This is a genomic window from Brevundimonas sp. GW460-12-10-14-LB2 (assembly GCF_001636925.1).
GTDB classification, from domain to species: Bacteria; Pseudomonadota; Alphaproteobacteria; order Caulobacterales; family Caulobacteraceae; genus Brevundimonas; species Brevundimonas vesicularis.
On the sequence record NZ_CP015511.1, the window covers coordinates 1,867,555 to 1,893,440 of the forward strand.

Genomic DNA, 25,886 nt, shown 5'->3' on the forward strand with positions numbered 1-25,886 from the left:
GGATGCAAGGAACCGGATATGCGTTACCTCCCCCTGACGCCCGACGACCGCACGGCGATGCTCGCCGCCATCGGCGCGAAATCCATCGATGATCTGTTCGTGGACGTGCCCCAGGCCGCCCGTCTGGACGGCCCCGTCGATCTGCCGCGCGTCGCAGGCGAACTGGAGGTCGAGCGCGCCCTGTCCGCCATGGCGGCCAAGAACGCCACGGCCGGCGCCGTGCCCTTCTTCTGCGGCGCTGGAGCCTACAAGCACCACGTCCCGGCGACGGTGGACCACGTGATCCAGCGCTCGGAGTTCCTAACCAGCTATACCCCCTACCAGCCGGAAATCGCGCAGGGCACGCTGCAGTATCTGTACGAGTTCCAGACCCAGGTCGCGAACCTGACCGGCATGCCGGTCGCGAACGCCAGCCTCTATGACGGTTCGACCGCCATGGCCGAGGGCGTGCTGATGGCGACCCGCGTGACCCGCCGCAACAAGGCGGTGATCTCGGGCGGCGTGCACCCGCACTACATCAAGGCGACCGAGACCGTGGTTCACGCCGTCGGCGTCGAAACCCTGGCCCTGCCCGCCGCCGTGGACGCCGAGGCCGCCGTGATCGACCAGATCGGTCCCGACACCGCCTGCGTCGTCGTCCAGACCCCCAACGTCTTCGGCACGGCCACCGACGTGACCAAGATCGCCGAGGCCGCCCACGCCGCCGGCGCCCTGCTGATCGTCGTGGTCACCGAGGCCGTGTCGATGGGCCTGTTGAAGTCGCCCGGCGAAATGGGCGCCGACATCGTCGCGGCCGAAGGCCAGTCGATCGGCAACGCCCTGAACTTCGGCGGCCCCTATGTCGGCCTGTTCGCCACGCGCGAGAAGCTGATCCGCCAGATGCCCGGCCGCCTGACCGGCGAGACCGTGGACGCCGACGGCGAGCGCGGTTTCGTCCTGACCCTGTCGACGCGCGAGCAGCACATCCGTCGAGACAAGGCGACCTCGAACATCTGCACCAACTCGGGCCTGTGCACCCTGGCCTTCACCATCCACATGAGCCTGCTGGGCGAGACGGGCCTGCGCAAGCTGGCCCTGCTGAACCACGAAAAGGCCGTCGCCACGCGTGACGCCCTGGCCGCCATTCCGGGCGTCGAAATCCTGACCGACCGCTTCTTCAACGAGTTCGCGGTGCGCCTGCCCAAGAACGCGGCCGAGGTCGTGGATCAGTTGGCCGCCCATCACGTCCTGGCCGGCGTGCCCTACAGCCGCCTGGCCCCCGACGCCGGCATGGACGACGTCCTGCTGGTCGCCGCGACCGAGACGACCCTGGATGCCGACATCCAGATCCTCGCCAAGTCGCTCTCCAAAGTCCTCGGCGCGTAAGGGATATTGACCATGAGCACCATGAACACCGTCGGCCGCCCGACCGCCCCGAACCAGGTCCAGACCAAGCCCGCCACCCTGACCGGCGGCCGCGGCCTGTTGCAGAACGAAGCCCTGATCTTTGAGGGCGACGGGTGGGGCAAGACCGGCGTCGATCTGCCGGAACCCAAGACGGACGGCTCCGACCTGGGCGACCTGGTCCGCAAGGATCCGATCGGCCTGCCCGGTCTGTCCGAGCCAGAAACCATGCGCCACTATGTGCGCCTGAGCCAAAAGAACCACGCCATCGACCTGGCCATCTATCCGCTGGGGTCGTGCACGATGAAGCACAACCCGCGCCTGAACGAGAAAATGGCGCGCCTGCCCGGCTTCTCCGACATCCACCCGCTGCAGCCGATCTCGACGGTTCAGGGCGCTCTGGAACTGATGGACACCCTGGCCCACTGGCTGAAGACCCTGACCGGCATGCCCGCTGTCGCCCTGTCGCCCAAGGCCGGCGCCCACGGCGAACTGTGCGGTCTGATGGCGATCCGCGCCGCCCACGAGGCTTCGGGCCAGCATGAGAAGCGCCGCAAGGTTCTGGTGCCAACCAGCGCCCACGGCACCAACCCCGCCACTGCCGCCTTCGTCGGCTATTCTGTGGTCGAAGTGGCCCAGACCGAAGACGGCCGCGTCGACGTGGCGGACCTCGCGTCCAAGCTGGGCGACGACGTCGCCGCCATCATGGTGACCAACCCCAACACCTGCGGCCTGTTCGAGCGCGACATTCTGGAGATCAGTCGCCTGACGCATGAGGCCGGCGCCTATTTCTACTGCGACGGCGCCAACTTCAACGCCATCGTCGGCCGGGTTCGTCCGGGCGACCTGGGCGTCGATGCGATGCACATCAACCTCCACAAGACCTTCTCGACGCCCCACGGCGGCGGCGGTCCGGGCGCGGGTCCGGTCGTATTGTCCGAAGCCCTGGCCCCCTTCGCACCCGCCCCCTGGGTCGTGCACGACGACGGCGGCTATCGCCTGATCGAACGCGAGGAGGACGAGGCCGAGCAAGCCTTCGGCCGTCTGTGCGCCTTCCAGGGCCAGATGGGCATGTATACCCGCGCCCTGTCCTACATGATGTCGCACGGCGCCGACGGCCTGCGTCAGGTCGCCGAGGACGCCGTCCTTAACGCCAACTACATCAAGGCCCGGCTCGGTGATTTGATGTCGGCCGCATTCCCCGACGGCCCCTGCATGCACGAGGCCCTGTTCGACGACGAATGGCTGAAGGGCACGGACATCACCACGCTCGACTTCGCCAAGGCGATGATCGACGAGGGCTTCCACCCGATGACCATGTATTTCCCTCTGGTCGTCCACGGCGCCATGCTGATCGAGCCGACGGAAACCGAGTCCAAGGCCGAGTTGGACCGCTTCATCGAGGCGATGCGCGCCCTGGCCGAGGCGGCCAAGGCCGGCGACGTCGATCGCTTCAAGGGCGCGCCCTTCCACGCGCCGCTGAAACGTCTGGACGAAACCCGCGCCGCTCGTTCGCCGGTTCTGCGCTGGACCGCGCCGGAAGGCTCCAACAAGGCGGCCTGACCCCTTAGTCGCCCCTTCCTGCGGGAAGGGGCTGACGCGGGGCTGATCCATCGCTAGGTCATGGCCATGACCTGGACGACGAACGACATCCCCGACCTTTCCGGCCGATTGGCCATCATCACCGGCGCGACCGGCGGGCTGGGGCTGGAAACCGCCCTGGTGCTGGCCGGCAAGGGCGCGGAGGTCGTGCTGGCGGCCCGCAATCCCGCCAAGGGGGCCGAGGCCGAACGGCTGATCCGGTCTCGTCATCCGGATGCGGCCGTGCGGTTCGAACTGCTGGACCTCGCCAGCCTGGCCTCCGTCCGGGCCTTCGCCGAGCAGTATCTGGCGACGGGACGCCCCATCGACATCCTGATCGACAATGCGGGCGTCATGGCCCTGCCGACGCGCCAGACGACCGTCGACGGGTTCGAGATGCAGTTCGGGACCAACTACCTGTCCCACTTCGCCCTGGTCGGCCGCCTGCTGCCTTTGTTGATCGGGGCAAAGGCCCGCGTGGCCCAGCTGTCCAGCGTCGCCCACCGCAGCGGCCATATCCGCCTGGACGACCTGAACTATCAGACCCACTACAGCCCGTGGTCTGTCTATCAGCAGTCCAAACTGGCCATGCTGATGTTCGCCTTGGAGCTTCAGCGCCGCAGCGACGCGCACGGCTGGGGCCTGACCAGCGTGGCGGCTCATCCCGGCTTCGCCCGCACCGACCTGATCGCCAACGGCCATGCCGGCAAGCCCGGCCTGTTCGCGCGCGGCGCCCGGTTGCTGGAGGCCGTGCTCAGCCATTCGGCCGCGGACGGCGCCCTGCCCATCCTGATGGCCGCGACCCTGCCGGACCCGACGCCCGGCGGCTATTACGGCCCCACCGGCTTTCAGGAGATGAAAGGCCCGCCCGGCGTTGCGGCGATCAAGCGCCAGGCCAAGGACGCTGATGTGGCCAGGGGTCTCTGGGCGGAATCAGAGCGTCTGACGGGCGTGACCTACGGCTGACGGCGCGGAGCGTGTCCGTCGCGACACGACGCGGAGAGATCGTCTCTTCATGACCAAAGCTTCACCCGCCGGACATCCATCCGCCATGGACGCAGGGCGTTAAGGGGTCTTGTGGCAAGGTCGTCACGGTCTGCTTTTCCTTTCCCGACGAGGGATCGCGCGGCCGTGGCGACCGTTGTCATGACGATCCTCCTCCCCATCCGGCGTATTCGTGACCTCACTCCCCGTTCCCTTCGTCCGCCCAGACAAGCCGCGAGCCTCGACGCTGCGGGTCGTCAAGCGCTGGGCGCTGATGATCGGCGGTCTGTTCGTCGTGCTGCTGGGCATTCTGATCGCCCCCCTGCCCGGCCCGGGCGGCATTCCCGTCATCGCCATCGGCCTGATGCTGATTCTGAAAAGCTCGTTCTGGGCCAAGCGCCAGTTCATTCGCGCCCAATATGCGCGGCCGAAATGGGTCTATCCCTTCCGTCGCCTGATGCGGAAGAAGCCCGAGTTCGCACCGGTCTTCTGGCAACAGGCGCTGCGGGCCGAAAAGATCGTTACCAAGCGGTCCAGCCGTCGCCTCTCGCGCGGCCGCAAGAGCGTTCGGCGCTATTTCCGCAAACTCTTCAGCTAGTTAGCGCCTGATTTCGCGGTTGCGTTGCTGCAACCGCTAACCACAGGATCGTGAACACCGCTCTCTCAAGTCAGGCGTATCCTGTCTGCGCGTTATCAGAGAACCACTTAGGCGTTGGGAGGCGCTAAGGTCATGATGTCACGCGTACAAAAAGGTCTGATCGCCGGCGTTGCGGCGACCGTGGCCGTCTCACTGCTCGAAATACCCAATATGTTCCTGAACTGGTTTGATCCCTTCCAGGGGGTCATCGCCAGCATGATCGGAATGCCCGGCAATCTGGCCGTCGGCTGGGTGGTCCATGTCATCAGCGGCGTCTTCATCCTGGGGCCGCTGTTCGCCGTCCTGTGTCCCCGCCTGCCGACGGACACGCCCGAGACCAAGGGCATCGTCTTCGCCGTCGGCGCCTGGATCATCATGATGGCCGCCATCGTGATGTTCGGGAACTACCGCACCTTCACGGCCGGCGCGGGCTTCGGCACCTTCGCCTGGCTGCTGATCACCCATGCGGTCTTCGGCATTGTGCTGGGCAACGTCTATGCCCGGCTGGTGGCGCGCGACAAGCGGATGGGCGCGACCATCATCGGCGGCGCACACGCCCACTGATCACGACTTGATCGCCCAAGAAAAAGGCCCCCGACGGCGACGTCGGGGGCCTTGTTTCATTCAGGATCGACCCTGATCAGTTCAGGCGATCGCCGATCTGGGCGATGGCGCTGTCGAGCAGCGGATCCTTGGCGCCGCTGGCGAGGCGCGCGGCCAGAACCTGTTCCGCCGACTTGGCGGCCAGATCGGCGGCGGCGGCCTTTACCTCGGCCGAGGCCTGGGCTTCGGCTTGGGCGATGCGGGTTTCGGCCATCTTCTGGCGACGGGCCAGGGTTTCTTCCAGCTTGGCCTTGGTCTCGACTTCCAGGCGACGGGCGTCGGCTTCGGCCTGAGCCATCATCTCGGCGGCTTGGGCTTCAGCCTCGGCCTTCTCCTTGCGGATCTGGGCCAGCAGGGCTTCGGCCTCGGCGCGCAGGCGAGCGGCCTCGTCCAGGTCGGCCTGGATTTTGACTGCCTTGGCGTCCAGCGCCTTGCCGGCCATCTTGGGCACGCCGGCGGCGATCAGGATGCCGAAGAAGATGATCAGGCCGATGCCGACCCAGATCTCCGCATTGGCGAAGCTCCAGATGCCGTGTTCGAAGATCAGGTTCATCAGGCGGCTCCCTTGACGGCGGCCAGCTCGGCGGCGGTCGCGGCCTTGCCGGTCAGACGTTCGACCATGGCGGCGGTCGTGTCGGAGGCGATGGTGGAGACATTGGCCATGGCGGCGTCGCGCGTCTGGCCGATCGAGGCTTCCGCCTCGGCGATGCGGGCGTTGACCACGGCTTCTTCGGCGGCCTGACGGGCGTTGGCTTCTTCGGTCACGCGCGCCTTGGCGGCGGCGGCCGTGGCGCGGGCGTCAGCGCGAGCCTTGGCGACTTCGGCCTGAGCTTGGGCGGCCTGTTCGGCGGCCTCGGCCTGAACCTGGCGTGCGGTCGCGACGGCGGTTGAAATGGTGTCGGCCCGTTCGTCCATCACCTTGCGAAGGCGTGGCGCGAAGACCTTGGAAACCAGAACATACAGGATGACGAACAGGATCAGCAGATAGCCGATCTGGCCCGCCCAGTGCTCGAACTGGAATTGCGGCAGGCCGCCCGAGCCGTGCTCGGCGGGGGTCGCCGTCTCGGCGTGCAGGTCCGCTTCGACCGAAGGCGGGACCGCGTCGATGGTGTGGGTGCTGGCCATGAACCGTCTACTGCAGGATCAGATGAAGCGGCGCGCGGGCGAACCCCGCGCGCCGTAATCGACTGATATCAGCCGAAGATCATCAGGATGCCGAGCACGAAGGCCAGGATGCCCAGGGCTTCGGCCAGAGCGGCGCCGACGAACAGGTTGCCGACTTGGCCGGCGGCGGCCGACGGGTTGCGCAGGGCGCCGGCAAGGAAGTTGCCGAAGATGTTGCCCACGCCCAGGGCCGAACCGATCATGCCCAGGGTGGCGAGACCAGCGCCGATGTACTTCGCGGCTTCAGCGTCCATGATTGTATTCCTAGATTAAAGTCGTTGGTGGTTGGGGTGAAGAGACTGGTCCGGCCCTTTAGTGGGCGTGGTCCAGGTTGACCACATCGTTCAGATAGATGCAGGCCAGAACGGCGAAGACGAAGGCCTGGAGGAAGGCCACCAGGAACTCCAGAGCGGTCAGGGCGACGACCATGCCCAGCGACAGGGCCGCGACCGGGAAGGCCAGCAGACCGATGCCGCCGCCCAGGCCCAGAAGACCCAGCGACACAACGAAGCCGGCGAAGATCTTCAGCGCGACGTGGCCGCCCAGCATGTTGCCGAACAGACGCAGCGCCAGGGTGACCGGACGAAGCAGGAAGGACACGAACTCGATCAGGCCGACAACCGGGCGCAGCGCCAGCGGCGCGCCCATCGGCCAGAACAGCTTGAAGAAGCCCAGACCGTTCTTTGCGAAGCCGACGACCAGCACCAGACCGAAGGTGATCAGGGCGAAGGTGGCGGTGATCGCCAGCTGCGAGGTCGCCGTGAAGGTCAGGAACAGACCCAGGATGTTCATGCCCAGGATCAGGATGAACAGGGTGAAGATGAACGGGAAATATTTGCGGCCTTCTTGACCGATGATGGAATCGGCCAGATTGTCGATCAGGCCGAACAGGCCCTCGCCGGCGGCTTGCAGCCGGCCGGGCACGACCTGGGCGTTCGCGGTCACGGCGGCCAGGAAGCCGACGATCAGCACGAAGGCGACCGTCATGGCGATGTGCGAGTTGGTGATCGCCAGATCGACCGTCCCCAGCACAGGCAAGGTGACGTCGCCAAGGTCGACGACCTTCTGAATCGCAAACTGATGAATCGGATCGGCCATGAAGCCCTATCGTTCCCCGTCTTCGTCGGCCTCGACGTAGGGCTCGGCCGGAGCCGTCGTCCCTTGCGCCTTGGCCTGCGCCATCAGCCGGTTGGCTGTGCGACGCGCCATGTAAATCGACAAGGCGAAGCCCAGAAGGACCCCGCCGATCAAACCCCACGGACGGGTCCCGAGGGCCCAGTCTGCGATCGCTCCGAACGCCAGCCCCACGAAGACGCCGCCGAGAAGCTCGGCGATAATCTTGTAGGCCTGACCCGACACCTGATGGCCGGTCAGTTCGGCGGATTTCTCCGCCGTGGTCCGCGCCTCCAATGCGGATGCGCTGTCTTGGAGGCGTTTGATCGCCTCTTCGCGCGATTCCGACATGGGGGATAGGACCTGTGCGTTCGGCGTCCAGACGGTGCGTCCGGACGGGTCTGAATTCGGCGCGGAAACTAATCGTGAGCGGCCTACAGGTCAAGGCGTCGTGATCATGCGCTAACGCATTGTAGAATATCGACTTTCCATTCACGCCCGCCCGCCGTGACGATGCGCCGCTGCTGCGGGCGACAGAATCCGTCGCATCCGCCCTTCGGCTCCGATGGCGGTCAGCGCCGCAAACGACTAGGTTCGCCGCCATGAATGCGCATGTTCCTGTCCCCAACGCTCCGCTTCGCCCCATCGCGGTGAGGTTGGCCACCCCACGGGGCTTTTGCGCCGGGGTCGACCGGGCGATCCAGATCGTCGAGCGCGCGATCGAAAAGTTCGGCGCCCCCGTCTATGTGCGCCACGAGATCGTCCACAACAAACATGTGGTCGAGCGACTGAAGGCCATGGGCGCCGTCTTCGTCAAGGAACTGGATGAATGTCCCGACGACCGGCCGGTCGTCTTCTCGGCCCACGGGGTGCCCAAGTCCGTGCCGGCGACGGCGCGGGCGCGCGAACTGGTCTTCCTGGACGCGACCTGCCCCCTGGTGTCCAAGGTCCACGTCGAGGCCGAACGCCATCATGCGGCCGGCCGCCACATCATCCTGATCGGCCACGCAGGCCACCCCGAGGTCGTCGGCACCCTGGGCCAGTTGCCGCCCGGCGCCATCACCCTGGTCGAAACCGAGGCCGACGCCGAATCGTTCGACCGCCCCGGCGACGCGCCCCTCGCCTATGCGACCCAGACCACCCTGTCGGTGGACGACACGGCGGGCATCCTGAAGGTGCTGAAGCGCCGCTTTCCCGAACTGCCCGATCCGCACAAGGAAGACATCTGCTACGCCACGACCAATCGCCAGGACGCCGTCAAGGCGCTGGGCGAGGGTTGCGACCTCGTACTGGTCGTGGGGTCCAAGAACTCGTCCAATTCAGTGCGCCTGGTCGAGGTCGCGATGCGCGCCGGCGCCCCGGCCGCCTACCTGGTGGACGATGCGTCCCAGGTGGACTGGTCCTGGTTCGACGGCGTGAACACCGTCGGCGTCACCGCCGGCGCCTCGGCGCCCGAGCCGCTGATCGAGGCACTGGTCGACGCCATCCGGGCGCGTTTCGACGCCACGGTGACCGAAGACGACGGCGCGCGCGAAACCGTCACCTTCAAACTGCCGCGCCTGCTGACAGCCTAGGCGACCGCCTTCAACGGCAAGACGACGCGGAAGGTGCTGCCGGCGCCGGGCGCTGTGACGATTTCAATCTTGCCGCCCATCAGGGCCGCCAGACCGTGCGCCGCCGTCAATCCCAGTCCCAGCCCTTCGGCGGTGCGCGTCGCGCTTTCATCGCCCTGGGTGAAAGCCTCGAACAGGCGCGCCGCTTCCGCCGGCTCCATGCCCGGCCCGGTGTCCTCGACCTCCAACGCCAGGCCCGCGCCCGCAACGGCGCGCAGCATCACGCCGCCGGTGCGTGTGAACCGCACCGCATTGTCCGTCAGCGCCGCCATCAGCTTTTCGACATGAACCGGGTCGCCCAGCCACTCGCCTTCGGCCGCCTCGACCGAAATCTTCAGCCCCTTAGCCTCGGCCGCGCCCCGGAAGTCGTTGGCGACCCGCTGCAGCAGATTGTCGGGCCGGAACGGCCGGGTTTCCAGCGCCACGGCCCCGTCGCGCAGCCGCACCACGTCTAGCAGCTCCTCGACCAGCCTCAGTTGCTGACGTCCCGACGCCTTCAGGATTTCCAGTCGCTCGCGCTGCTGCGGCGTCACCAGATCGGCCCCGATGATCTCGGCCATGCCCAGAACCCCGTTCAGGGGCGTGCGCAGTTCGTGACTGACGTTGGACAGAAACCGCGTCTTGGCCCGGTTCGCAGCCTCGGCCCGCTCCAGCGCCGCGGACAGGGCGACCTCCGAGGCTTTGAGGCGCCGCACGTCGGCCGTCGTGTTCCACAGGAGCGAGCCCGTGCCGATCAGCAGCACGATGAAGAGCAGCAGCAGCAGCGGCCCGGCCTTGGTCAGGATCTGATAGCCGGGCTGCTCCGGCGCCCAGACGACACGCCCCAACAGAGCGCCGCCGACATCGCGAACATCAACGCCGATCATGCCCTTGGGCGGCTCTGCATCGCCGGGCTGGAAGTGAATCCGGTCCAGCGCCAAGCGCGTTCGCAAGAGATTGAGCTCGCCGGCGAACGGCTTGAACGACGCGACGATTGGATCGGACGCCGGCGTCGATCCGCCCGCCGTATGTCGCACGACGGTGGAGGCCCCCAGCACATAGACGTCGTCGCCGACGCGAACGAACGCCGCCTTCAGCCGCACCCCGGCATCCGCCGTGACCGATCGGTCGCGGCCGGCGGCCTCGGCCCGGAGCGCGTCGATCAGCGGCCGGGCCGCCTGACCGAATGGCTCGCCGACCTGCGTCTCGGCCGGTCGGCCCAGCGTGCTGATGCGAAATAGCCGCCCGGTCCCGTCATAGCCCAGAGTGAATTGGTGTTTGTGCTGGGCGGCGTAGAAGGCGCCGAAGTTGCGGTCGTACCAAGCCACATCGCCCGCCGTCATCCGATCGACGGCCTCGTCCCAGACCGAGGCGGTGGTCAGGTTTTCGCCAATGGTCTCCAGCGCGCGCGTCAGACGCAGCCGCACCAGACCTTCTTCCTTGCGCGCCTGATGGGCGTCGATGCCGCGGCTGACGATGGCCAGAACCCCGGCCATTCCGACGATGGACGACAGCATCAGGATCAGCGCGATCCTGAACGTGCTCCACGCCCGCCAACCCGTCTTCGATGTCACGCCACTCATACGGTCTGGCTTAAGGTGCGCAGACTAAGACGTCGTGAACATCATCCAGGTCCGCCGCGTTCGCCGACGAAATCCTGGGCGAACTCGGGCGCCTCGTCGTCCAACGGCAGAGTGCCGTCCTCGTCGTCCGCCTCGGAGGCGCGGCTGGGATCCGGCACCTCGAATCCGACCGGCAGCGACAGGTCCAGCAGGCCCGCCGCCTTCATCTCCTGCACGCCCGGCAGATCGTACAGGGTCGCCAGGCCGAAATGCTCCAGGAAGCGGTCGGTGGTCGCATAGGTGACGGGCCGTCCCGGCGTGCGCCTGCGTCCGCGCAACCGCACGAACCCCATCTCCAGCAGCAGGTCCAGGGTGCCCTTGGAGATGCTGACGCCGCGCACGCTCTCGATCTCGGCGCGGGTGACGGGCTGGTGATAGGCGATGATGGCCAGGGTCTCCAGCGCGGCCTTGGACAGACGGCGCGGCTCCTCGCGCTCCTGCGTCATCATGAAGGCCAGATCCGGCGCGGTGCGGAACCGCCAGCGGTCGGCGACGCACTCCAGCTCGACCCCCCGTCCCTCATAGCGGGCGCGCAGACCCGATATGGCGCGGGCGACATTGCAGTTCTCGGGCAGGCGCGCGGCGATCTCGGCCGCCGTCAACGGCCCGGCGGCGGCGAACAGAAGAGCCTCGACCCGCCGTTCGATCTCCGCCTCGTCGGGCTGGAACGACAGGTCGCTCACGGCGTCAGCTCCAGCGGCTGGCCCGGTCCGCGCCGTTTCAGATACAGGTCCGCGAACGCCTCGCTTTGCCGGATGTCCATCGCCCCCTCCTTCACCAGCTCCAGACTGGCCGACAGGGTCGAGGCCGTAAAGCTGGCCTGGCTGGGCCCCTCCTCGTCCTGACGATGGGGCGCCACCTGTTTCAGCGGCGTCCAGTCCGCCAGCTTCGGCATGATCTCGCGCAGCCAGTCGCGGGCGGCTTCCAATGCAAAGGCCTCGACCCGCTGACCGGGGGCGTAGCGCCGAGCCTCCTCGCGTCGGCGCTGCACCACATAGGCGCTCATCAGTTCGTACAGGCTGGCGTCGATCCGATCCGAAGGCACGATCACCGTCGCTTCGGGATCGCCGCGCGTGAAGACGTCGCGCTTCAGCTGGGGCCGGGCCATCAGCTGTTCGACGGCCTTTCGCATCGCCTCCAGCTTCTGTAGCCGGAACGCCAGCGCGGCGGCCATTTCCTCAGCCGGCGGCTCCTCCGCCTTGCCCTTGGCGGTGCGCGGCAGCAGCAGGCGCGATTTCAGATAAGCCAGCCACGACGCCATCACCAGATAGTCCGCCGCCAGGGCGAAGTTGCGCCGCCGCGCCTCATGCACGAAGGCCAGATACTGTTCCGCCAGCTGGGTGATCGACAGCTTCAGCAGATCGACCTTCTGGTTTCGCGCCAGGGCCAGCAGGACGTGCAGCGGTCCCTCATAGCCTTCCAGATCGACGACGAAGGCCTCGCGCTCCTCGACCTCCTCGGCGTTGAAATCCAGATTGGGCTGGAACGACTCCGTCATAGGTCTTTAGGCCTGCGCCTCACCCACATCCGGCCCCTTGGCGGCGTCCATCCGACCGCCCATGGCCTTGAAGAAGCGGTCGTGCCCGGCGACGGGATCCAGCGGTTCGGGCGTGCGCACGATCCGGGCCAACGCGGCGTCCGCACGTCGGCGCGCCCCGCCCTTCAGCGGTCCGACGCCCTCGGCGACCTGGCGCATTTCGTCCATGTCGCCGTTCCAGTGGACGACGAGATCGCACCCCGCCTTCAGGGCCTTGTGCGCCCGCTGGGTCAGCGAGCCCGAAAGGGCGTTCATCACCAGATCGTCGGACAGCAGCAGGCCGCCGAATCCCAACCGCTCGCGGATCAGGCGGATGGCCTTCTTGGACTGCGTCGCGGGATGTTTACGATCGATCGCGGTGAAGACGATGTGCGCCGTCATGCCGATCGGCATGTCCGACAGGGCCTTGAATGGCGCAAAGTCCCAGGCGTCCAGCGTGTCCAGATCGGCGTGAACCGTCGGCAGATCCTTATGCGTGTCTGCAAAGGCGCGGCCATGGCCCGGCATATGTTTGATGCAGGGCAGAACCCCGCCCGCCAGCAGTCCCTCCGCCGCCGCCCGGCCCAACACGGCGACCGTCTCGGGATCGACGCCATAGGCCCGGTCGCCGATGATGTCGTGGGCGCCGGGGACCGGTACGTCCAGCACCGGCAGCAGATCAACGGTCACCCCGACCTCGCGCAGATCGTGCGCCATCAGACGTGCGCCCAGGCGCGTCAGCTCACGCGCCTGAGCCAGCTCGTTCGTCGCCTTCAGATAAGCGTTACCTGGCGGATATTTGGGCCAGTGGGGCGGCCCCATCCGCTGGACCCGACCGCCTTCCTGGTCGATCAAGACCGGCGCGTCGGGATCGCCGATGGACGCCCGCAGTTCGTCCGTCAGGGCCCGCACCTGTTCCGGCGTGTCGATATTGCGCCGGAACAGGATGAAGCCCCAGGGTCGGACCTCGGCGAAGAAGGCCTTTTCGGCCTCCGTCAGCCGATGTCCCAGGCAGCCATAGATGGCGGCGGACGTCACCGGACGATGCAGTCCCGGCCCGCCGCCTTCAGCGCATTGCAGAAGGCCACCGCCCGTTCGCGCGACAGGCCCGAGAAGGCCGTGCGGTACAGGGTCGATCCGCTGGACGAGGTCACTTCGGTCACCCGCTTTTCAGCGCCCGAGGCGAACGAGCCGAAACGGCCGGCGACGGCGGCGTACTCACGGTCCGCGATCTCGGTCGAGGAGAAGGCGCCGATTTGGACCGAGGCCGATCCGCCGGTCGCGGCCGGAGCCTTGGTCGTCGGCGCAGCGACGGGCGCAGTCGGAGTCGTCGGACGCGGCGCAGGCGCGGCCGGCGTGGCCGTATTGGCGGGCGGCAGACCCTGTCCGGTCGGTGCGGCGGTCGGGGGCGCGGCCGGACGCGGCTGGGGCGCCTCGGGCGGCGGGGTGAAGGTCACGGGCGCATCGGTCGTCTCGGTCTCGTCGCGATAGACGCGCACGCCCTCGGCCGGATCAATCGGCTGGGCGTCGATGGGCGCGGCGGTCTTCATCTCGCCGACGGGCTGACCCACGGCCGGCGGCGCGTCGGTCGAGGCGCGCATGCCCGAGCGATAGAAGAAGATCACCGCCACGATCAGCAGCAGCAGGACCACCGCGCTGATGATCAGCGTCACTGGCGGCGCCTTGCCCCCGCCCGAGCCGACATTGCGGCCGCTGCGCGGATCGTAGCTGTTGCGGCGGAACGGCAGGTCGTCGTCGGTCGGCGGCGTATAGGCGCCCCGGCCGGGTTTGTTGTCGTCGTCAAAGGACATGGTCGCGCTCCGCCGTCTGTCGGCGCGAATCGGCGCGCCGAACGATCACTCTACGCCCCCGCGTGCATCTTTCGAATCACAGATCGAGGGCGAGGTCGAGGCTGAACAGCTTCTGGTGCACTTCTATGGCGTAACGGTCGGTCATGCCGGCGATGTAGTCGCACACGGCGCGCGCCCGCTGCGTCTTGTCCGGGGTCATCGCCGGCTCTCCCCATTCCGGCGGCATCACCTCGGGCTCGGCCATGAACAGTTCGAACAGCTGCGACAGCACGCGCCGCGCCTGGCTGCGCGTGCGGTTGACCCGGTAGTGGCGATACATCCGCTCGAACAGGAACTTCCTCAGCACCGCCAGATCGACGTGCATGGTGTGCGAGAAATCCACCATCGTGCGCCTGGCCATCCGCACGTCCTCGGTCGTGACGATCCGGTCTTCCTCCAGCCGCCGCGCCGTCTCGGCCAGCACGTCCTCGACCATGACGCCGATCATCCGCCGCACCGCCTCGATCCGCAGCATCCGGTCGTCGATCGTGGGCCAGTCGCGGCGCACCTCGGCCAACATGGGGCCGATCAGCGGCACCTGATCCAGATCGCGCAGGGTGATCAGACCCGCCTGCACCCCGTCATCCACGTCGTGGTTGTTGTAAGCGATGTCGTCGGCGATGGCCGCGCACTGGGCCTCCAGCGAGGCGAACGTCCCCAGCCGCAGGTCCCACCCCGCCTCGCCGCCTGACGCATAGGGGCGCACGACCGACCAGGCCGGCTCGTCCAGCCGGTGCGACACCGGGCCGTTGTGCTTGATGACGCCCTCGACGGTCTCCCAGCTCAGGTTCAGCCCGTCGAACTGCGGATAGCGGTTCTCCAGCTCGGTCACGACGCGGAAGCTCTGGACGTTGTGGTCGAACCCGCCATGATCGCGCATCTGCACCACCAGCTCGTCCTCGCCGGCATGGGCGAAGGGCGGATGACCCAGATCGTGGGCCAGGGCGATGGTTTCGGCCAGGTCGTCGTCCAGCCTCAGCGCATGGGCCAGCGACCGCGCGATCTGCGCCACCTCCAGCGAATGGGTCAGGCGGGTGCGGTAGTGATCGCCTTCGTGCGCCACGAAGACCTGGGTCTTCTCCTTCAGCCGCCGGAACGCCGTCGCATGGATGATGCGGTCACGGTCTCGCGCAAAGGCGGTGCGCGTGCGGCTGGAAGGCTCGAAAACGCGGCGGCCCTGCGTCAGGTCGGCGCGTTCGGCGTAGGAAGCGAGGTCTGTGTGGCTCAAGTCATCAACTTTGAGGCTGCTTTGATGCGGGGGGCCTTTGCGAACGGCCGTGCCCGCCTCATATAGACAGCCGTGAGCACCGTCCAATCCACAGAACCATCCACACCCGCCTTCGCCGTCGCCACGCGCGCGCCGGAAGGCATCGTCCTGGCCGCCAGCGCCGCCAAGCGCTTGGCCAAGCTGGGGGCGGCCGAGGGCAAAACCCTGATGCTGCGCGTCGCGGTGGACGGCGGCGGCTGTTCGGGCTTCCAGTATCGGTTCGAGCTGGTCGAGACGGCCGAGGACGACGATCTGCGCATCCATGCCGACGGCCAGACCGCCTTGATCGACCCCGTCTCGGTTCCCTTCCTTAAGAATTCCGAGATCGCCTACGTCGATGAACTGGCCGGCGCCCAGTTCGTGGTCAGAAACCCAAACGCGGCCTCCAGCTGCGGCTGCGGCGTCAGCTTCTCGATCTGACGACGGCCCAGCCGGTCGCCAGGATGGGCGAGGCCAGCAAGGCCGCAAAGGCCCAGTCCCACACCCCATCCTGCAACAGCGCGCCCACCAGCCCGATCAGGCTGAGCGCAAACAGGACGATGGGCGCGCGGAAGATGGCCCACAGGGTCAGATCCCTCGGGTTATGACGGCGACGGCTCACGCCTTCCGCCTCCCCTTGCCCAGCCACAGATAAAGACCGGACCCCAGGATCACGATGGTGGCGATGTCCAAGAGCGCCCACAGGATCTTCAGCGCCAGCCCGCCGTAGTCTCCGAAATGCAGCGGCTGCGACAGCGACAGGGTCTTCACATACCAGGGCATCGGCGCCACCGCCGCCAGTTCGCCCGTCCGCGCGTCGATCAGGGCCGGCGTCGTCATATGCGTCGTCAGCGGCGTGTCGCCGTGGAAGAAGACGGCATAGTGGTGGTCGGTCGAATAGTCGGTCCCCGGAAACGCCACGAACTGCAGCTTCATGCCCGGCAGCGCCGCCTTGGCCCGCTCCACCGCCGCATCCAGCGAGGCCCGCCCCTGAGCGGGCGCCGGCGCATCGTAGGCGACCGTCAGTTCCTTCAGCGCCGTCTCTTTCCAATAGGCCAGGATGGGCGTGGCCAGGGTGTTGACCACCCCCGTCAGCCCCACCACCAGCACCCAGGCCGCCGTCACCACGCCCAGCAGATTGTGATAGTCCAGCCACCGCGTCCGCGCCGCCTTCTTGACCCGCACCGTCCCGAACGGCAGCCGACGCATGAAGGGCGCATACAGCACCACGCCTGACACCACGGCCACGACCAGCATCAGCCCCATCGCGCCCAGGAACAGCATTCCCGGCAGACCCAGGAACATGTCGGTGTGCAGCTGAAGCAGGAACTCCATCACCGGATGACCGGCGACCAGCGGCGCGCCCTCGCCGCTGGTCTGGTCGATGGGCTCGAAGCTGTATTTGCCGGCCGGGGCGTCGGGCGCGCGGCTGGTGACGTTCACCACCGGCCGGTCTTCGTCGAAGCTCATGAAGGCCGGAACCTCGCCCGGATGTTTGGCCAGACCCGCGGCCAGCACCTCGTCCAGCGTCAGCAGTCGGCCGCCCGGGTTCTTCGGCGCCCACGGCTCATGCAGCAGCGCCTCGTTCAGCTCGTGGCTGAACACCAGCGGCAGCCCCGTGACGCACAGCATCAGCAGGAACAGGGTCGAGATCAGGCTCGACCACTTGTGCGTCCAGGTCCAGGCGCGGATCGTCCGGGCGTGCATCGGCCGACGCGGATCAGAACTCGGTGGAGACCGACAGACGCAAGGTCCGCGGCGCGCCCAGCGTCAGATAATTCGATCCCGGATAGCCGCCGACCGCGACCCACTGATCCTCGTCCGCGACATTCTCGACCCGCGCCCGCAGCGTCACCGGCTTGTCGCCCGCCACGAAGGCGTAGCGCACCCCGGCGTCGAACCGGGTCCAGCTTTCCAGCTCCAGCGTATTCGTCGCATTGGCCGGCTGGGCGCCGGTATGGATCGCCCGGCCTTCGACCGTCAGGCCGCTGACCATCGGCACGTCCCATTCGACGTTCAGATTGGCCTGAAAGTCCGGCACGCCGATGGCGGACTTGCCCGCATTGGCGGCGGTCAGCGACCGATTGATCTCGGCGTCCAGCCATGTCGCGCCGCCGATCAGACGCAAGCCTGCGACCGGTTCGCCATAAACCGTCAGCTCGACGCCCTTGTTCTTCTGCTCGCCGCCGTCCGAATAGACGGCGGTATTCGGATCGAAAAAGGCGCTGGGCAGGGTCGTGCGGAAGACGCTCAGCGTGCCGCCATATGAACCGGCGTCGTACTTGGCGCCGATCTCGGCCTGCTCGGCGCGGAACGGCGACAGCACTTCGCCGCCGTTCGCCACCGTCACGCCATTGACCACTGTCGGCGCGGTCGTGCCCGGAACCAGGGCTTCGGCATAGTTGGCGTACAGCGAGATCGTGTCGCTGGGCTTGTAGACCACGGCGAAGGCCGGCGTCGTCGCGTCGCTGGAATAGCCCGACGTGAATGCGCCGTCGGCATAGGCATAGGATCGGGTCTCGATCTCCTGATAGCGGACGCCGACGGTCGCCAGCAGCCGTCCATCCAGGAAGGACAGCACATCGGCGACGGCGAAACTGGTGTTCTTGACCCGCTCGGTGACGTTGGGATCATCCAGATCGCCCGAGACGCTGCCGATGGCCGGCGCCGGCGACAACAGCGGATTGGTCAGCGTCCCCATCGCATAGCCGGCGAAGCTCGACGCCGCCCAGGCGTTCTTGGACTTGGACTGGATCTGCGAGGCCGAGGCGACCAGACGATGGTTGATCGGGCCGGTCGTCAGGTCGGCGCGCACGCCGATGTCGCCCGACCACACCGTGTCCTCGCGTATATTGTCGAAGCGATAGCCGCGGATCGCGCCCGCCGCATCGGCGCGCGGATTGGCCAGGCTGTTGTCTTCCTCGCCCTGACGCCCGCCGAAAGCGGCCCAGGCGCTGATGCTGTCGGTCAGGTCGAGCTCGCCGCGCACGGCGCCGAACACCTGCTCCTCGTCGGTGTAGGTCCAGCGCTGGGCGAAGTTCTTTTCGGCCGAGGGCGCCTCAGGGATGGCGGTTCCCGGCGTCACGCTGGGGCGGGGCGCATCGATCCGGTGATCCTGCCAGCCCAGATCGGCCGAAAACCGGGCGCGATCGCCTCGCCGGTCCAGTCCAAGGCCGACGACCCGCAGTTGGCCGGTCTCGTCCTCGACGGCGCTTTCGCCCGCACGGCTGGCGATGTTCAGGCGCGCGCCCCATTCGCCTTCGTCGCCGAAACGGCGAGCCAGGTCGGCGGCGGCATAGATCTCGTCACGGCCCGATACGCCTCCGGTCAGGCGCGTCAGGGGGGCGTCGCCCGCCCGCTTCGGCGTCAGGTTGAAAGCGCCGCCGACCCCCGTTCCGCCCGGCGCAGCGCCGTTCAGGAAAGTGCTGGCCCCGCGAAACACCTCGACCCGCTCGACCAGCTCGGCCGCCACGAACTGGCGCGGCAACACGCCATAGAGGCCGTTGTAGCTCATGTCGTCCGAATAGACCGGGAAACCGCGAACGACATACAGCTCCTGGAAGTTGCCGAACCCCTTGGACACCCGCACCGTCGGATCGTTCTGCAGCACGTCGCCGATGCCGCGCGCCTGCTGATCACGCACCAGCTTTTCGGTGTAGTTGGCGGTCGAGAACGGCGTGTCCATCACGCCCAGATTGCCCAGCAGACCGATGCGTCCCCCGCGCGCCACCTGACCGCCCGCCGCCGGCGCCGTCAGCCGCACCTGCGATCCCGTCACCACGATCTCGCCCAGCTCCGCCGGGGCCATCGCCTGCTGCGCCAGGGCCGGCGAGGCGAGCGTCATTGCAAGGGCGCTGGCAGTCAAAAGAATGGAGGCACGGCGAAGGCAGGGCATTTTGATACGCATTCTCAAAATCAAGTCGCGCGTCCCTAGCCCGATCGCTCGGTGCAATGCAATCCGCCGCACCCGCGACATATTGCATTTAGCCGTTTTCCTAATTAGGAACGTCGCTATGAACACCCTGTTCAAGGCTCTGTCGCATCCGGTGCGTCGTCGCATCATCGCCATGCTGCGCGGCGGTCCGCTGGCCTCCGGCGATATCGCCGCCGCCTTTGACATGAGCTGGCCCACCATCACCGGCCACCTCAACGCCCTGAAGGAGGCCGGCCTGGTCAGCCCGGAGCGCGAGGGCCAGACCATCCGCTATCGGTTGGAAATCTCGGCGGTCGAGGAGGCCATGGCCTTTCTGATGGACATCGTCGGGACCGGCGAAGCGACCGAACCCCTGCCCCAGCCCTCAAAGGAACCACACCGATGAAGGATCGCCTGTCCCTGCTGGACTATCTGACCCTCGTCGTCTTCGGCGTGCAGGCGGCGTTCGCCCTCGACATCGGCGTCAACGGCCCGACGACGCCCATGCCGATGCACTGGAATGCGGACTGGCAGGTCGATCGCTGGGGCGACCGGGTGGAGTTCGCGACCTTCGCGGGCGGCATGGCGGTGATCGGCTTCATCGCCGCCGCTGGCCTGGGTCTGGCCGCTCTGCGCGCCGAGGATCAAGGCGACGCCTCGCGTCGTCGCTCGATGCGGATCGGCCAAGGGCTAACCGTCTTCATCTTCGCAGCCATCGGACTGATGATCGCCTGGGCCAGCCTGGGACACGCCAGCGTGGACAGCGGCCCCGCCGTGATGACCGGCGCACTGTCGCTGATCCTGCTGGTCGTCGGCACCTTCCTCGGCCGTGTCGCGCCCAATCCCCTGATCGGCGTGCGCACGCCCTGGAGCTACAAGAGCCGCCTGGCCTGGGACCGCTCGAACCGTCTGGCCGGCCGCCTGTTCTGCCTGGTCGGTCTGGCCGGCCTGATCGCTGCGCCGATTGCGCCCCCGCCCTACGGCGTCACGGGCCTGACCGCCGCCGTCATCGTCGTCGCAGGTCTTTCGATCTTCGAAAGCTGGCGCGTGTGGCGCGCCGATCCCGACCGCCAACCCTTCTGATCTCGCCGCCAAGGAGACCGCCATGCCGATGCTGACCCCCGTGCTTCTCGTTGCCAGCCTGCTCGCCGGCCCGGTCTCGACCGAGATCGCCCTGCATGCCGAGCCCGCACCCCTGCACGGAACCCTGCTGACGCCCGACGCCCCCACGGCCGTCGCCGTCATCCTGCCCGGCTCCGGCCCGACGGATCGGGATGGCAACAGCCCGCTGGGCGTCGCCGCCTCCACCTATCGCCTGCTGGCCGAGGGTCTGGCGGCGCAAGGCATCGCCACCGTGCGCATCGACAAGCGCGGCATCGCGGCCAGCGCGGCGGCGGGACCGGCCGAGGCCGATCTGCGCTTCGACGCCTATGCCGCCGACGCCCGCGCCTGGGCGACCGAGGCCGCCGCGCGCACGGGCCAGCCCTGCGCCTGGCTGATCGGCCACAGCGAAGGCGCCTTGGTCGCGCTGAAGGCGGTGGAGGGCGGAGACGACAAGATTTGCGGCCTGATCCTGCTGTCCGGCGCCGGTCGCCCGGCCGGCGTGGTGATCCGCGAACAGCTTCAAGCCGGCCTACCCGACCCCCTGAAGACCCAGGCCTTCGCCGTCCTGACCGAGCTCGAAGCCGGCCACACCGTCGCCGACACGCCGCCCGCGCTGGCGGCCCTGTTCCGCCCGTCGGTCCAGCCCTATCTGATCTCGTGGCTGCCGCTGGACCCCGCCGCCCTGCTCGCCGCCTACGACGGCCCGGTCTTCATCGGCCAGGGGACCACCGACCTCCAGGTCACCGTCACGGACGCCCAAGCCCTGGCCGCCGCCGACCCCAAGGCGACGCTGAAACTCTGGGACGGCGTCAACCACCTCCTCAAGACCGCCCCCGCCGACCGCGCCGCCAATCTGGCCACCTACGCCGATCCGGCGCTGCCGCTCGCGCCGGGCGTGGCGGAGGATGTGGGGGCGTTCATTGTGAGGGACGGGAAGCGTTAAATTCGGCTTCAGAAACCGACATTCCGAACGTCAGCTAGGGGTGGGAAGCGGCCATTGGCTATGGCTTGCGGTCAGTCCTCCGCTGACCCAGGGCATTCATTCAATGTGCGGCACATTATGGAGGTAAGGGCTCGATCTAGGCCGGAAGCGGCTTTTTTCTTAGAACTCCTCCCAACTCGACGCCACGACCGCCAGCGCCGGGCCATTACGCCCTGACGCCATACGGGCGCGCGAAGGGGCGGTATGAGCGCGGGCGAAACTTTCGACCCGCGCTTTCATCTGCTGGATGGGAGCCTTGTGGATCGGCGACGGGGCCGCGGCGACTTGGCTGGTCTCGAAGCGTCCGACCAGTTCGGCCAGTTCGGCAGCCTCGCGGCTCAGGCTCAGGCTGGCGGCGGTCGACTGCTCGACCATGGCCGCGTTCTGTTGAGTGACCTGATCCATCTGGTTCACGGCGGTGTTGACCTCGGCCAGACCCACCGCCTGCTCCTGAGTCGACGCGCGGATTTCGCTCATCAGGGTCGCGATCTCTTCGATCCGCCCCGCAATGCCGGTCAGAGCCTCGCCCGACTGACGCACCAGAACCACCCCGTCCTTGACCTGGCTGGAACTGGCCGAGATCAGCGTCTTGATCTCCTTGGCCGATTCCGCCGAACGCTGGGCCAAGGCGCGCACTTCGGACGCGACGACGGCGAAGCCACGACCGGCCTCGCCCGCACGGGCGGCCTCGACCCCGGCGTTCAGGGCCAGGAGGTTGGTCTGGAAGGCGATCTCGTCGATCACGCCGATGATCTGGCTGATCTCGTTGGAGGACCGTTCGATCTCGCCCATGGCGGCGACGGCCTTCTGGACGACCGCGCCGCCGGTCTCGGCCTGGCTGCGCCCCTGGGTGACCACGCCGTCGGCTGCCTGGGCGTTCTCGGCGGTCTTGCGGACCGTGGCGGTGATCTGATCCAGCGCGGCGGCTGTTTCCTCCAGGCTGGCGGCCTGTTGTTCGGTGCGGCGCGACAGGTCTTCGGCGGCGCTGCTGATCTCATGCGCGCCCGACTGCATCGATCCGGCGTTGACGCCGATCACGCCGACAGCCTCGTCCAGAGCGCCCATGGCCTGGTTGAAGTTGTCGCGCAGGACGGCGTAATCGCCGGGGAACTCATCCTGGATGCGATAGGACAGGTCGCCCGCCGCCATGGCCGACAGGCCCTTGGCCGTGCCTTCGACGACGGCGGCCTGAACCTGAGCGGCCTGACGCTCCGCCTCAGCGCGTCGTTCGCGTTCTTCCTCGACCGCGGTCACGTCCATGGCGAACTTGACCACCTTGTAGGGGCGGCCGTCCTTGTCGAGGATGGGATTGTAGCTGGCCTCGATCACCACACGCTTGCCGCCCTTGCCGTAGCGCACGAACTTGTCGGCGACGAACTCGCCGGCGTTCAATCGGCGCCAGAACTCGGCATAAGCCGGCGTCTGCGCCTCTGCTGGATCGACGAACATCCGGTGATGGCGCCCGACGATGTCGCCGAGCGCATAGCCCACGACCGACAGAAAGCTCTGGTTCGCGTCCCGGATCGTGCCGTCCAGATCGAACTGGATCACCGCCTGTGAGCGATGCAAGGCGTCCACCATGCTGCGCAGTTCTGCATCAACAGCCTGCTGCGCAGTGCGAGTCTTAGATCCAAAGCCGAACATCATCATCTCCCATCGACCCTCAAGAAGGCCAATCCAATATTCCGCGAAGAACCTTAACAGTGATTGTATCAAACTTGATTTAATTGTGGGCTGCAGTGTTAGCGTTGACCCTTTCTTTTTTGGATAGGTCCGATGAGCCCAACGCGACAGCCTGCGGAACCCGACGATCTGTCGGAGCTCCATGTCGATCAACAGCTCTGTCTGGCGCTCCAAACGAGCAGCAGTCTCATTACGCGGCTTTACCGAAAGCTCCTGGCTCCGCTTGGCCTCACGCACCCGCAGTATCTGGTCCTTATCGCGCTATGGGAACTCGACGGCCCGACGACCATGGGCGACTTGGGAGATCGGATCTCGTTGGAGACGGGATCCTTGACCCCCCTCATTAAACGCATGGAGAAAGCAGAGCTTGTCACCCGTAAACGCGACGATCGCGATGAGAGACGGGTGTGGGTCCAGGCGACAACAAAGGCGGGGGGACTTCGTCAGGAGCTACTCTCGGTACGACGCGAAGTCGTCCGGCAACTTCCAATCAGACCAGACCAGATCGCAGCCCTCACACGGCTGCTGCAAGACATGAACGAAGCGCTGTCGTAACCACCCGACTGTCCCGCCGAGGTTCGAAGCCGACGTCAGGATCGTGGAATAGTGTCTTGGCGACTTTCGCTTGGGTTGCGCCGCCGTGGTCCCTGGCGGAATATGTCTGCTTAGGGTCGAATTCGGTCCTCGACTCAGGCTTCTCCAGCGGACGTTCGCCTACCCCGCCCCCACCTTCCCCCGCGCCTCATCCGCCAGTGCGAAGAACCGTTCCCGAACATCCGCCGCGAACGGATTGTCGCGTTCAATGGCGCGGAAGACGGCGGGGCTGTCGTGGCGGACCATGTCGACGGCCTGCATCAGCCTATCGAAACTGATGGTGGTCATGCGCGTCGGCAGGGGCTCCATGGCCATCAGGACGCGGGCGATCAGATGGGTCAGGCCCTGCACCGTCGCAGCCTCGCGGTCATGGTCCTCGGGGCTGACCTGAAACACCTTCAGGCGCAACGCCCGGCGGCAGAAGGCGGCGACGCGGCGGGCGTCTTTCGCCCCCCTTACCTCGCACACGGCGATCCGCAGGCCCGCGATGCCGTCCTTGCCGCTCTGCGGCCCGAACAGGGGATGGGTGCCCACGATCCGCACGCCGGGCGGCAGCAGGGCGTTCATCGCCTGCGCCGGCTTCACCTTCACCGACCCCACGTCGATGACCAGGGCCTCGGGATTAAGGTGCGGGCCGATGGCGATCAGCGTCGCCTCCAACGCCTCGACCGGCACGGCCAGCACCACCGTGGGACAGGCGGCGGCGGTCGCCAGATCGGTCAGGGTCGCGAGGCCTTCGCCATCGCTCGCCGCCGGATCATGCGCCAGGATTTCGAACCCGGCCGACAAATGCCGCGCCGTCAGCCGCCCAAAGGCGCCGAAGCCGATCAAGCCGAGCCTCTCCCTCACAGCGTCTCCATGAACCGCACCGGCCGCCCGTGCGCCGATCCGATCAGTTCGCCGTCCTGCATCACCACCCGACCGCGCACGATGGTCGCCATCGGCCAGCCGGTCGCCTCCATCCCGTCGAACGGGGTCCAGCCGCAGCGCGTCGCCTGCTGATCGTGCGTGATCGTCCGCTTCGCCTTCAGATCGACGATGGTCAGGTCGGCGTCATAGCTGACGGCCATCCGCCCCTTGTTCGCCGTGCCGAACACCCGCTGCGCCCCCGCCGAGGTCAGGTCGATGAAACGCTCCAGCGACAGCCGCCCATTGGCGACATGGGTCAGCATCAGCGGCACCAAGGTCTGCACACCCGGCATGCCAGACGGCGAGGCCGGATAGGGTTTGGCCTTTTCTTCCCTCGTATGCGGCGCGTGGTCGGAGCCCAGCACGTCGGCCACGCCCTGCTGCATCCCCCACAGCCATAGCGCATCCACATGCTCCTGCGACCGGATCGGCGGGTTCATCTGCGCATAGCTGCCCAGCCGCTCATAGGCTTCCGGTCCGACCAGGGTCAGGTGCTGGGGCGTGATCTCGACGGTGGCGACATCCTTGTGGAAGCGCAGATAGTCCATCTCGTCCCGTGTCGTGACGTGCAGCACATGGATGCGCGCGCCCGTCTCCTTGGCCAGGCCGACCAGGCGCCGGGTCGAGCGGATGGCGCTCTCGGCGTCGCGCACCTCGGGGTGGCTGGTCCAGTCGCCGGTGCGGGCCAGACCGCGACGCTCGACCAGTCGGTATTCGTCCTCGGAGTGGAAGGTGGCGCGTCGGCGGACATTGGACAGGACCTTACGCACGCCCTCGTCGTCGGCGATCAGCAGGTCGCCGGTGGAGGCGCCCATGAAGACCTTGACCCCGCAGCAGCCGGGCAGCCGCTCCAGCTCGCCCAGATAGTCCGCATTCTCGTGCGTGCCGCCGACATAGAAGGCGTGGTCGGTCCACATCCGGTCCTTCGCCCGCGCCAGCTTGTCGGCCATGGTGTCGGGATCGGTGGTGTTGGGATTGGTGTTCGGCATCTCGAACACGGCGACCACGCCGCCCAGGGCCGCCGCTCGGCTGCCCGTCTCCAGGTCTTCCTTCCACTCCAGCCCCGGCTCGCGGAAATGGACCTGGGTGTCGATCACGCCGGGCAGTACCGTCAGGCCCGTGGCGTCTAAGACCTCGCCCGCCGAGGCCTGGCTCAGGTCGCCGATGAAGGCGATCTTGCCGTCGATCACCCCGACGTCGGCGGGGCCGCGCCCCGCATGGTTCGCTACCTCGCCGCCACGGACGATCAGGTCATAGGTCTGGGTCATGGGGCGGCGGTCCTGCGGGATGAGCGATGCGCTCTTACTATATCTCCGCTCATCCCCGCGAAAGCGGGGACCCAGCGCTTTGGGCGCGCTGTCGATGGGCCGCAAGCTTATGGCGGCAATACTGCGAGCGAAACATCTGGAT

General features: G+C 67.3%; 27 protein-coding genes and 1 pseudogene. 11 read left to right on the forward strand and 17 right to left on the reverse strand.

Annotated features, from left to right (window positions below; genetic code table 11):
• Positions 1 to 18: 18 nt before the first annotated feature.
• The 5 genes from gcvPA (at position 19) to A4249_RS09355 (ending at position 5,149) form a co-directional block, all read left to right on the forward strand.
• Complete coding sequence (gcvPA, locus tag A4249_RS09335; protein ID WP_066552167.1) at positions 19 to 1,365, forward strand: aminomethyl-transferring glycine dehydrogenase subunit GcvPA; 1,347 nt, start codon at positions 19 to 21, stop codon at positions 1,363 to 1,365.
• A 12-nt stretch (positions 1,366 to 1,377) separates the two neighbouring features.
• Positions 1,378 to 2,946, forward strand: a complete 1,569-nt coding sequence (gene gcvPB / locus A4249_RS09340; RefSeq protein WP_066552168.1) for an aminomethyl-transferring glycine dehydrogenase subunit GcvPB — start codon at positions 1,378 to 1,380, stop codon at positions 2,944 to 2,946.
• A 66-nt stretch (positions 2,947 to 3,012) separates the two neighbouring features.
• The gene (locus A4249_RS09345) at positions 3,013 to 3,930 is read left to right on the forward strand and encodes an SDR family oxidoreductase (RefSeq protein WP_066554984.1); all 918 of its coding nucleotides are present in this window, start codon (positions 3,013 to 3,015) and stop codon (positions 3,928 to 3,930) included.
• A gap of 211 nt (positions 3,931 to 4,141) precedes the next feature.
• Entirely contained in the window at positions 4,142 to 4,546 is a 405-nt protein-coding gene (locus tag A4249_RS09350) for a PGPGW domain-containing protein (protein WP_082854114.1), read from the forward strand.
• 132 nt (positions 4,547 to 4,678) lie between these two features.
• Complete coding sequence (locus tag A4249_RS09355) at positions 4,679 to 5,149, forward strand: DUF6789 family protein (protein WP_066552170.1); 471 nt, start codon at positions 4,679 to 4,681, stop codon at positions 5,147 to 5,149.
• A 76-nt stretch (positions 5,150 to 5,225) separates the two neighbouring features.
• Here A4249_RS09355 and A4249_RS09360 read toward each other — a convergent pair whose 3' ends face one another.
• The 5 genes from A4249_RS09360 to A4249_RS09380 form a co-directional block, all read right to left on the reverse strand.
• Positions 5,226 to 5,741, reverse strand: coding sequence for a F0F1 ATP synthase subunit B (locus A4249_RS09360; protein ID WP_017505300.1), 516 nt, complete (start codon positions 5,739 to 5,741; stop codon positions 5,226 to 5,228).
• The gene (locus A4249_RS09365) at positions 5,741 to 6,313 is read right to left on the reverse strand and encodes a F0F1 ATP synthase subunit B family protein (protein ID WP_082854115.1); all 573 of its coding nucleotides are present in this window, start codon (positions 6,311 to 6,313) and stop codon (positions 5,741 to 5,743) included. The genes A4249_RS09360 and A4249_RS09365 overlap by 1 nt, the downstream gene beginning before the upstream one ends.
• Positions 6,314 to 6,381: 68 nt before the next feature.
• Entirely contained in the window at positions 6,382 to 6,606 is a 225-nt protein-coding gene (locus A4249_RS09370; RefSeq protein ID WP_017505298.1) for a F0F1 ATP synthase subunit C, read from the reverse strand.
• Positions 6,607 to 6,664: 58 nt separating this feature from the next.
• On the reverse strand, positions 6,665 to 7,450 hold the full coding sequence (locus A4249_RS09375; protein WP_066552175.1) for a F0F1 ATP synthase subunit A: 786 nt from the start codon (positions 7,448 to 7,450) through the stop codon (positions 6,665 to 6,667).
• A gap of 6 nt (positions 7,451 to 7,456) precedes the next feature.
• Positions 7,457 to 7,816, reverse strand: coding sequence for an AtpZ/AtpI family protein (locus A4249_RS09380; protein ID WP_017505296.1), 360 nt, complete (start codon positions 7,814 to 7,816; stop codon positions 7,457 to 7,459).
• A 251-nt stretch (positions 7,817 to 8,067) separates the two neighbouring features.
• Between A4249_RS09380 and ispH the strand changes: the two genes are divergently transcribed.
• The gene (gene ispH / locus A4249_RS09385; RefSeq protein WP_066552177.1) at positions 8,068 to 9,039 is read left to right on the forward strand and encodes a 4-hydroxy-3-methylbut-2-enyl diphosphate reductase; all 972 of its coding nucleotides are present in this window, start codon (positions 8,068 to 8,070) and stop codon (positions 9,037 to 9,039) included.
• On the opposite strand, the gene A4249_RS09390 is transcribed toward ispH, so the two are convergent.
• The 6 genes from A4249_RS09390 to A4249_RS09415 form a co-directional block, all read right to left on the reverse strand.
• The gene (locus A4249_RS09390; protein ID WP_197458368.1) at positions 9,036 to 10,631 is read right to left on the reverse strand and encodes a sensor histidine kinase; all 1,596 of its coding nucleotides are present in this window, start codon (positions 10,629 to 10,631) and stop codon (positions 9,036 to 9,038) included. The genes ispH and A4249_RS09390 overlap by 4 nt on opposite strands.
• A gap of 50 nt (positions 10,632 to 10,681) precedes the next feature.
• Positions 10,682 to 11,362: an SMC-Scp complex subunit ScpB gene (gene scpB / locus A4249_RS09395; RefSeq protein WP_055804017.1), complete on the reverse strand. Its 681-nt coding sequence runs from the start codon at positions 11,360 to 11,362 to the stop codon at positions 10,682 to 10,684.
• Positions 11,359 to 12,177, reverse strand: coding sequence for a segregation and condensation protein A (locus A4249_RS09400; protein ID WP_066552181.1), 819 nt, complete (start codon positions 12,175 to 12,177; stop codon positions 11,359 to 11,361). The genes scpB and A4249_RS09400 overlap by 4 nt, the downstream gene beginning before the upstream one ends.
• A gap of 6 nt (positions 12,178 to 12,183) precedes the next feature.
• On the reverse strand, positions 12,184 to 13,233 hold the full coding sequence (gene nagZ, locus A4249_RS09405; protein ID WP_066552183.1) for a beta-N-acetylhexosaminidase: 1,050 nt from the start codon (positions 13,231 to 13,233) through the stop codon (positions 12,184 to 12,186).
• A complete protein-coding gene (locus A4249_RS09410) occupies positions 13,230 to 14,006 on the reverse strand; it encodes an SPOR domain-containing protein (RefSeq protein WP_066552184.1) in 777 nt (258 codons plus the stop codon). Before A4249_RS09410 ends, nagZ begins: the two co-directional genes overlap by 4 nt.
• 76 nt (positions 14,007 to 14,082) lie before the next feature.
• Positions 14,083 to 15,273 carry a deoxyguanosinetriphosphate triphosphohydrolase gene (locus A4249_RS09415; RefSeq protein WP_066552186.1) on the reverse strand — a complete coding sequence of 397 codons (1,191 nt, stop codon included), beginning with the start codon at positions 15,271 to 15,273 and terminating at the stop codon, positions 14,083 to 14,085.
• 141 nt (positions 15,274 to 15,414) lie between these two features.
• Here A4249_RS09415 and erpA point away from each other — a divergent pair, with 141 nt between their 5' ends.
• A complete protein-coding gene (gene erpA / locus A4249_RS09420; protein WP_066554994.1) occupies positions 15,415 to 15,732 on the forward strand; it encodes an iron-sulfur cluster insertion protein ErpA in 318 nt (105 codons plus the stop codon).
• On the opposite strand, the gene A4249_RS09425 is transcribed toward erpA, so the two are convergent.
• From A4249_RS09425 to A4249_RS09435, 3 genes and pseudogenes are all read right to left on the reverse strand, one after another.
• Positions 15,716 to 15,913: a hypothetical protein gene (locus tag A4249_RS09425; RefSeq protein ID WP_039245449.1), complete on the reverse strand. Its 198-nt coding sequence runs from the start codon at positions 15,911 to 15,913 to the stop codon at positions 15,716 to 15,718. The genes erpA and A4249_RS09425 overlap by 17 nt on opposite strands.
• A pseudogene (locus tag A4249_RS09430) lies at positions 15,910 to 17,102 on the reverse strand (PepSY-associated TM helix domain-containing protein). Before A4249_RS09430 ends, A4249_RS09425 begins: the two are co-directional and overlap by 4 nt.
• Positions 17,012 to 19,135 (reverse strand): TonB-dependent receptor, encoded by a 2,124-nt coding sequence (locus A4249_RS09435; RefSeq protein ID WP_442854485.1) that lies wholly within the window; start codon positions 19,133 to 19,135, stop codon positions 17,012 to 17,014. Before A4249_RS09435 ends, A4249_RS09430 begins: the two are co-directional and overlap by 91 nt.
• A gap of 169 nt (positions 19,136 to 19,304) precedes the next feature.
• On the opposite strand from A4249_RS09435, the gene A4249_RS09440 reads away from it, so the two are divergent.
• From A4249_RS09440 to A4249_RS09450, 3 genes are read left to right on the forward strand one after another with little or no spacing between them, the layout of a single operon-like run.
• A complete protein-coding gene (locus A4249_RS09440) occupies positions 19,305 to 19,610 on the forward strand; it encodes a metalloregulator ArsR/SmtB family transcription factor (RefSeq protein ID WP_066552195.1) in 306 nt (101 codons plus the stop codon).
• Complete coding sequence (locus A4249_RS09445) at positions 19,607 to 20,287, forward strand: SdpI family protein (RefSeq protein ID WP_066552196.1); 681 nt, start codon at positions 19,607 to 19,609, stop codon at positions 20,285 to 20,287. Before A4249_RS09440 ends, A4249_RS09445 begins: the two co-directional genes overlap by 4 nt.
• A gap of 22 nt (positions 20,288 to 20,309) precedes the next feature.
• Positions 20,310 to 21,251, forward strand: coding sequence for an alpha/beta hydrolase (locus A4249_RS09450; RefSeq protein WP_066552197.1), 942 nt, complete (start codon positions 20,310 to 20,312; stop codon positions 21,249 to 21,251).
• Between the two features lie 159 nt (positions 21,252 to 21,410).
• Here the strand turns inward: A4249_RS09450 and A4249_RS09455 are convergent, their stop codons facing one another.
• Positions 21,411 to 22,871, reverse strand: coding sequence for a methyl-accepting chemotaxis protein (locus A4249_RS09455; RefSeq protein WP_231868682.1), 1,461 nt, complete (start codon positions 22,869 to 22,871; stop codon positions 21,411 to 21,413).
• A gap of 195 nt (positions 22,872 to 23,066) precedes the next feature.
• On the opposite strand from A4249_RS09455, the gene A4249_RS09460 reads away from it, so the two are divergent.
• Positions 23,067 to 23,528 (forward strand): MarR family winged helix-turn-helix transcriptional regulator, encoded by a 462-nt coding sequence (locus A4249_RS09460; RefSeq protein WP_066552200.1) that lies wholly within the window; start codon positions 23,067 to 23,069, stop codon positions 23,526 to 23,528.
• Positions 23,529 to 23,687: 159 nt separating this feature from the next.
• Here A4249_RS09460 and A4249_RS09465 read toward each other — a convergent pair whose 3' ends face one another.
• Positions 23,688 to 24,398 (reverse strand): prephenate dehydrogenase/arogenate dehydrogenase family protein, encoded by a 711-nt coding sequence (locus tag A4249_RS09465; RefSeq protein WP_231868683.1) that lies wholly within the window; start codon positions 24,396 to 24,398, stop codon positions 23,688 to 23,690.
• 14 nt (positions 24,399 to 24,412) lie between these two features.
• Positions 24,413 to 25,744, reverse strand: coding sequence for a dihydroorotase (locus A4249_RS09470; RefSeq protein ID WP_066552203.1), 1,332 nt, complete (start codon positions 25,742 to 25,744; stop codon positions 24,413 to 24,415).
• Positions 25,745 to 25,886 lie beyond the last annotated feature (142 nt).

Bases quoted from the DNA above. Each gene is read 5' to 3' on its own strand.
- A4249_RS09410 (WP_066552184.1), bottom strand. From the start codon at position 14,006: ATGTCCTTTGACGACGACAACAAACCCGGCCGGGGCGCCTATACGCCG.
- A4249_RS09380 (WP_017505296.1), bottom strand. From the start codon at position 7,816: ATGTCGGAATCGCGCGAAGAGGCGATCAAACGCCTCCAAGACAGCGCA.
- A4249_RS09360 (WP_017505300.1), bottom strand. From the start codon at position 5,741: ATGAACCTGATCTTCGAACACGGCATCTGGAGCTTCGCCAATGCGGAG.
- gcvPB (WP_066552168.1), top strand. From the start codon at position 1,378: ATGAGCACCATGAACACCGTCGGCCGCCCGACCGCCCCGAACCAGGTC.
- A4249_RS09400 (WP_066552181.1), bottom strand. From the start codon at position 12,177: ATGACGGAGTCGTTCCAGCCCAATCTGGATTTCAACGCCGAGGAGGTC.
- A4249_RS09450 (WP_066552197.1), top strand. From the start codon at position 20,310: ATGCCGATGCTGACCCCCGTGCTTCTCGTTGCCAGCCTGCTCGCCGGC.
- gcvPA (WP_066552167.1), top strand. From the start codon at position 19: ATGCGTTACCTCCCCCTGACGCCCGACGACCGCACGGCGATGCTCGCC.
- A4249_RS09460 (WP_066552200.1), top strand. From the start codon at position 23,067: ATGAGCCCAACGCGACAGCCTGCGGAACCCGACGATCTGTCGGAGCTC.
- A4249_RS09455 (WP_231868682.1), bottom strand. From the start codon at position 22,871: ATGGTGGACGCCTTGCATCGCTCACAGGCGGTGATCCAGTTCGATCTG.
- A4249_RS09440 (WP_066552195.1), top strand. From the start codon at position 19,305: ATGAACACCCTGTTCAAGGCTCTGTCGCATCCGGTGCGTCGTCGCATC.
- A4249_RS09355 (WP_066552170.1), top strand. From the start codon at position 4,679: ATGATGTCACGCGTACAAAAAGGTCTGATCGCCGGCGTTGCGGCGACC.
- A4249_RS09445 (WP_066552196.1), top strand. From the start codon at position 19,607: ATGAAGGATCGCCTGTCCCTGCTGGACTATCTGACCCTCGTCGTCTTC.
- ispH (WP_066552177.1), top strand. From the start codon at position 8,068: ATGAATGCGCATGTTCCTGTCCCCAACGCTCCGCTTCGCCCCATCGCG.
- A4249_RS09370 (WP_017505298.1), bottom strand. From the start codon at position 6,606: ATGGACGCTGAAGCCGCGAAGTACATCGGCGCTGGTCTCGCCACCCTG.
- A4249_RS09470 (WP_066552203.1), bottom strand. From the start codon at position 25,744: ATGACCCAGACCTATGACCTGATCGTCCGTGGCGGCGAGGTAGCGAAC.
- A4249_RS09435 (WP_442854485.1), bottom strand. From the start codon at position 19,135: ATGACGCTCGCCTCGCCGGCCCTGGCGCAGCAGGCGATGGCCCCGGCG.
- A4249_RS09345 (WP_066554984.1), top strand. From the start codon at position 3,013: ATGACCTGGACGACGAACGACATCCCCGACCTTTCCGGCCGATTGGCC.
- A4249_RS09375 (WP_066552175.1), bottom strand. From the start codon at position 7,450: ATGGCCGATCCGATTCATCAGTTTGCGATTCAGAAGGTCGTCGACCTT.
- A4249_RS09365 (WP_082854115.1), bottom strand. From the start codon at position 6,313: ATGGCCAGCACCCACACCATCGACGCGGTCCCGCCTTCGGTCGAAGCG.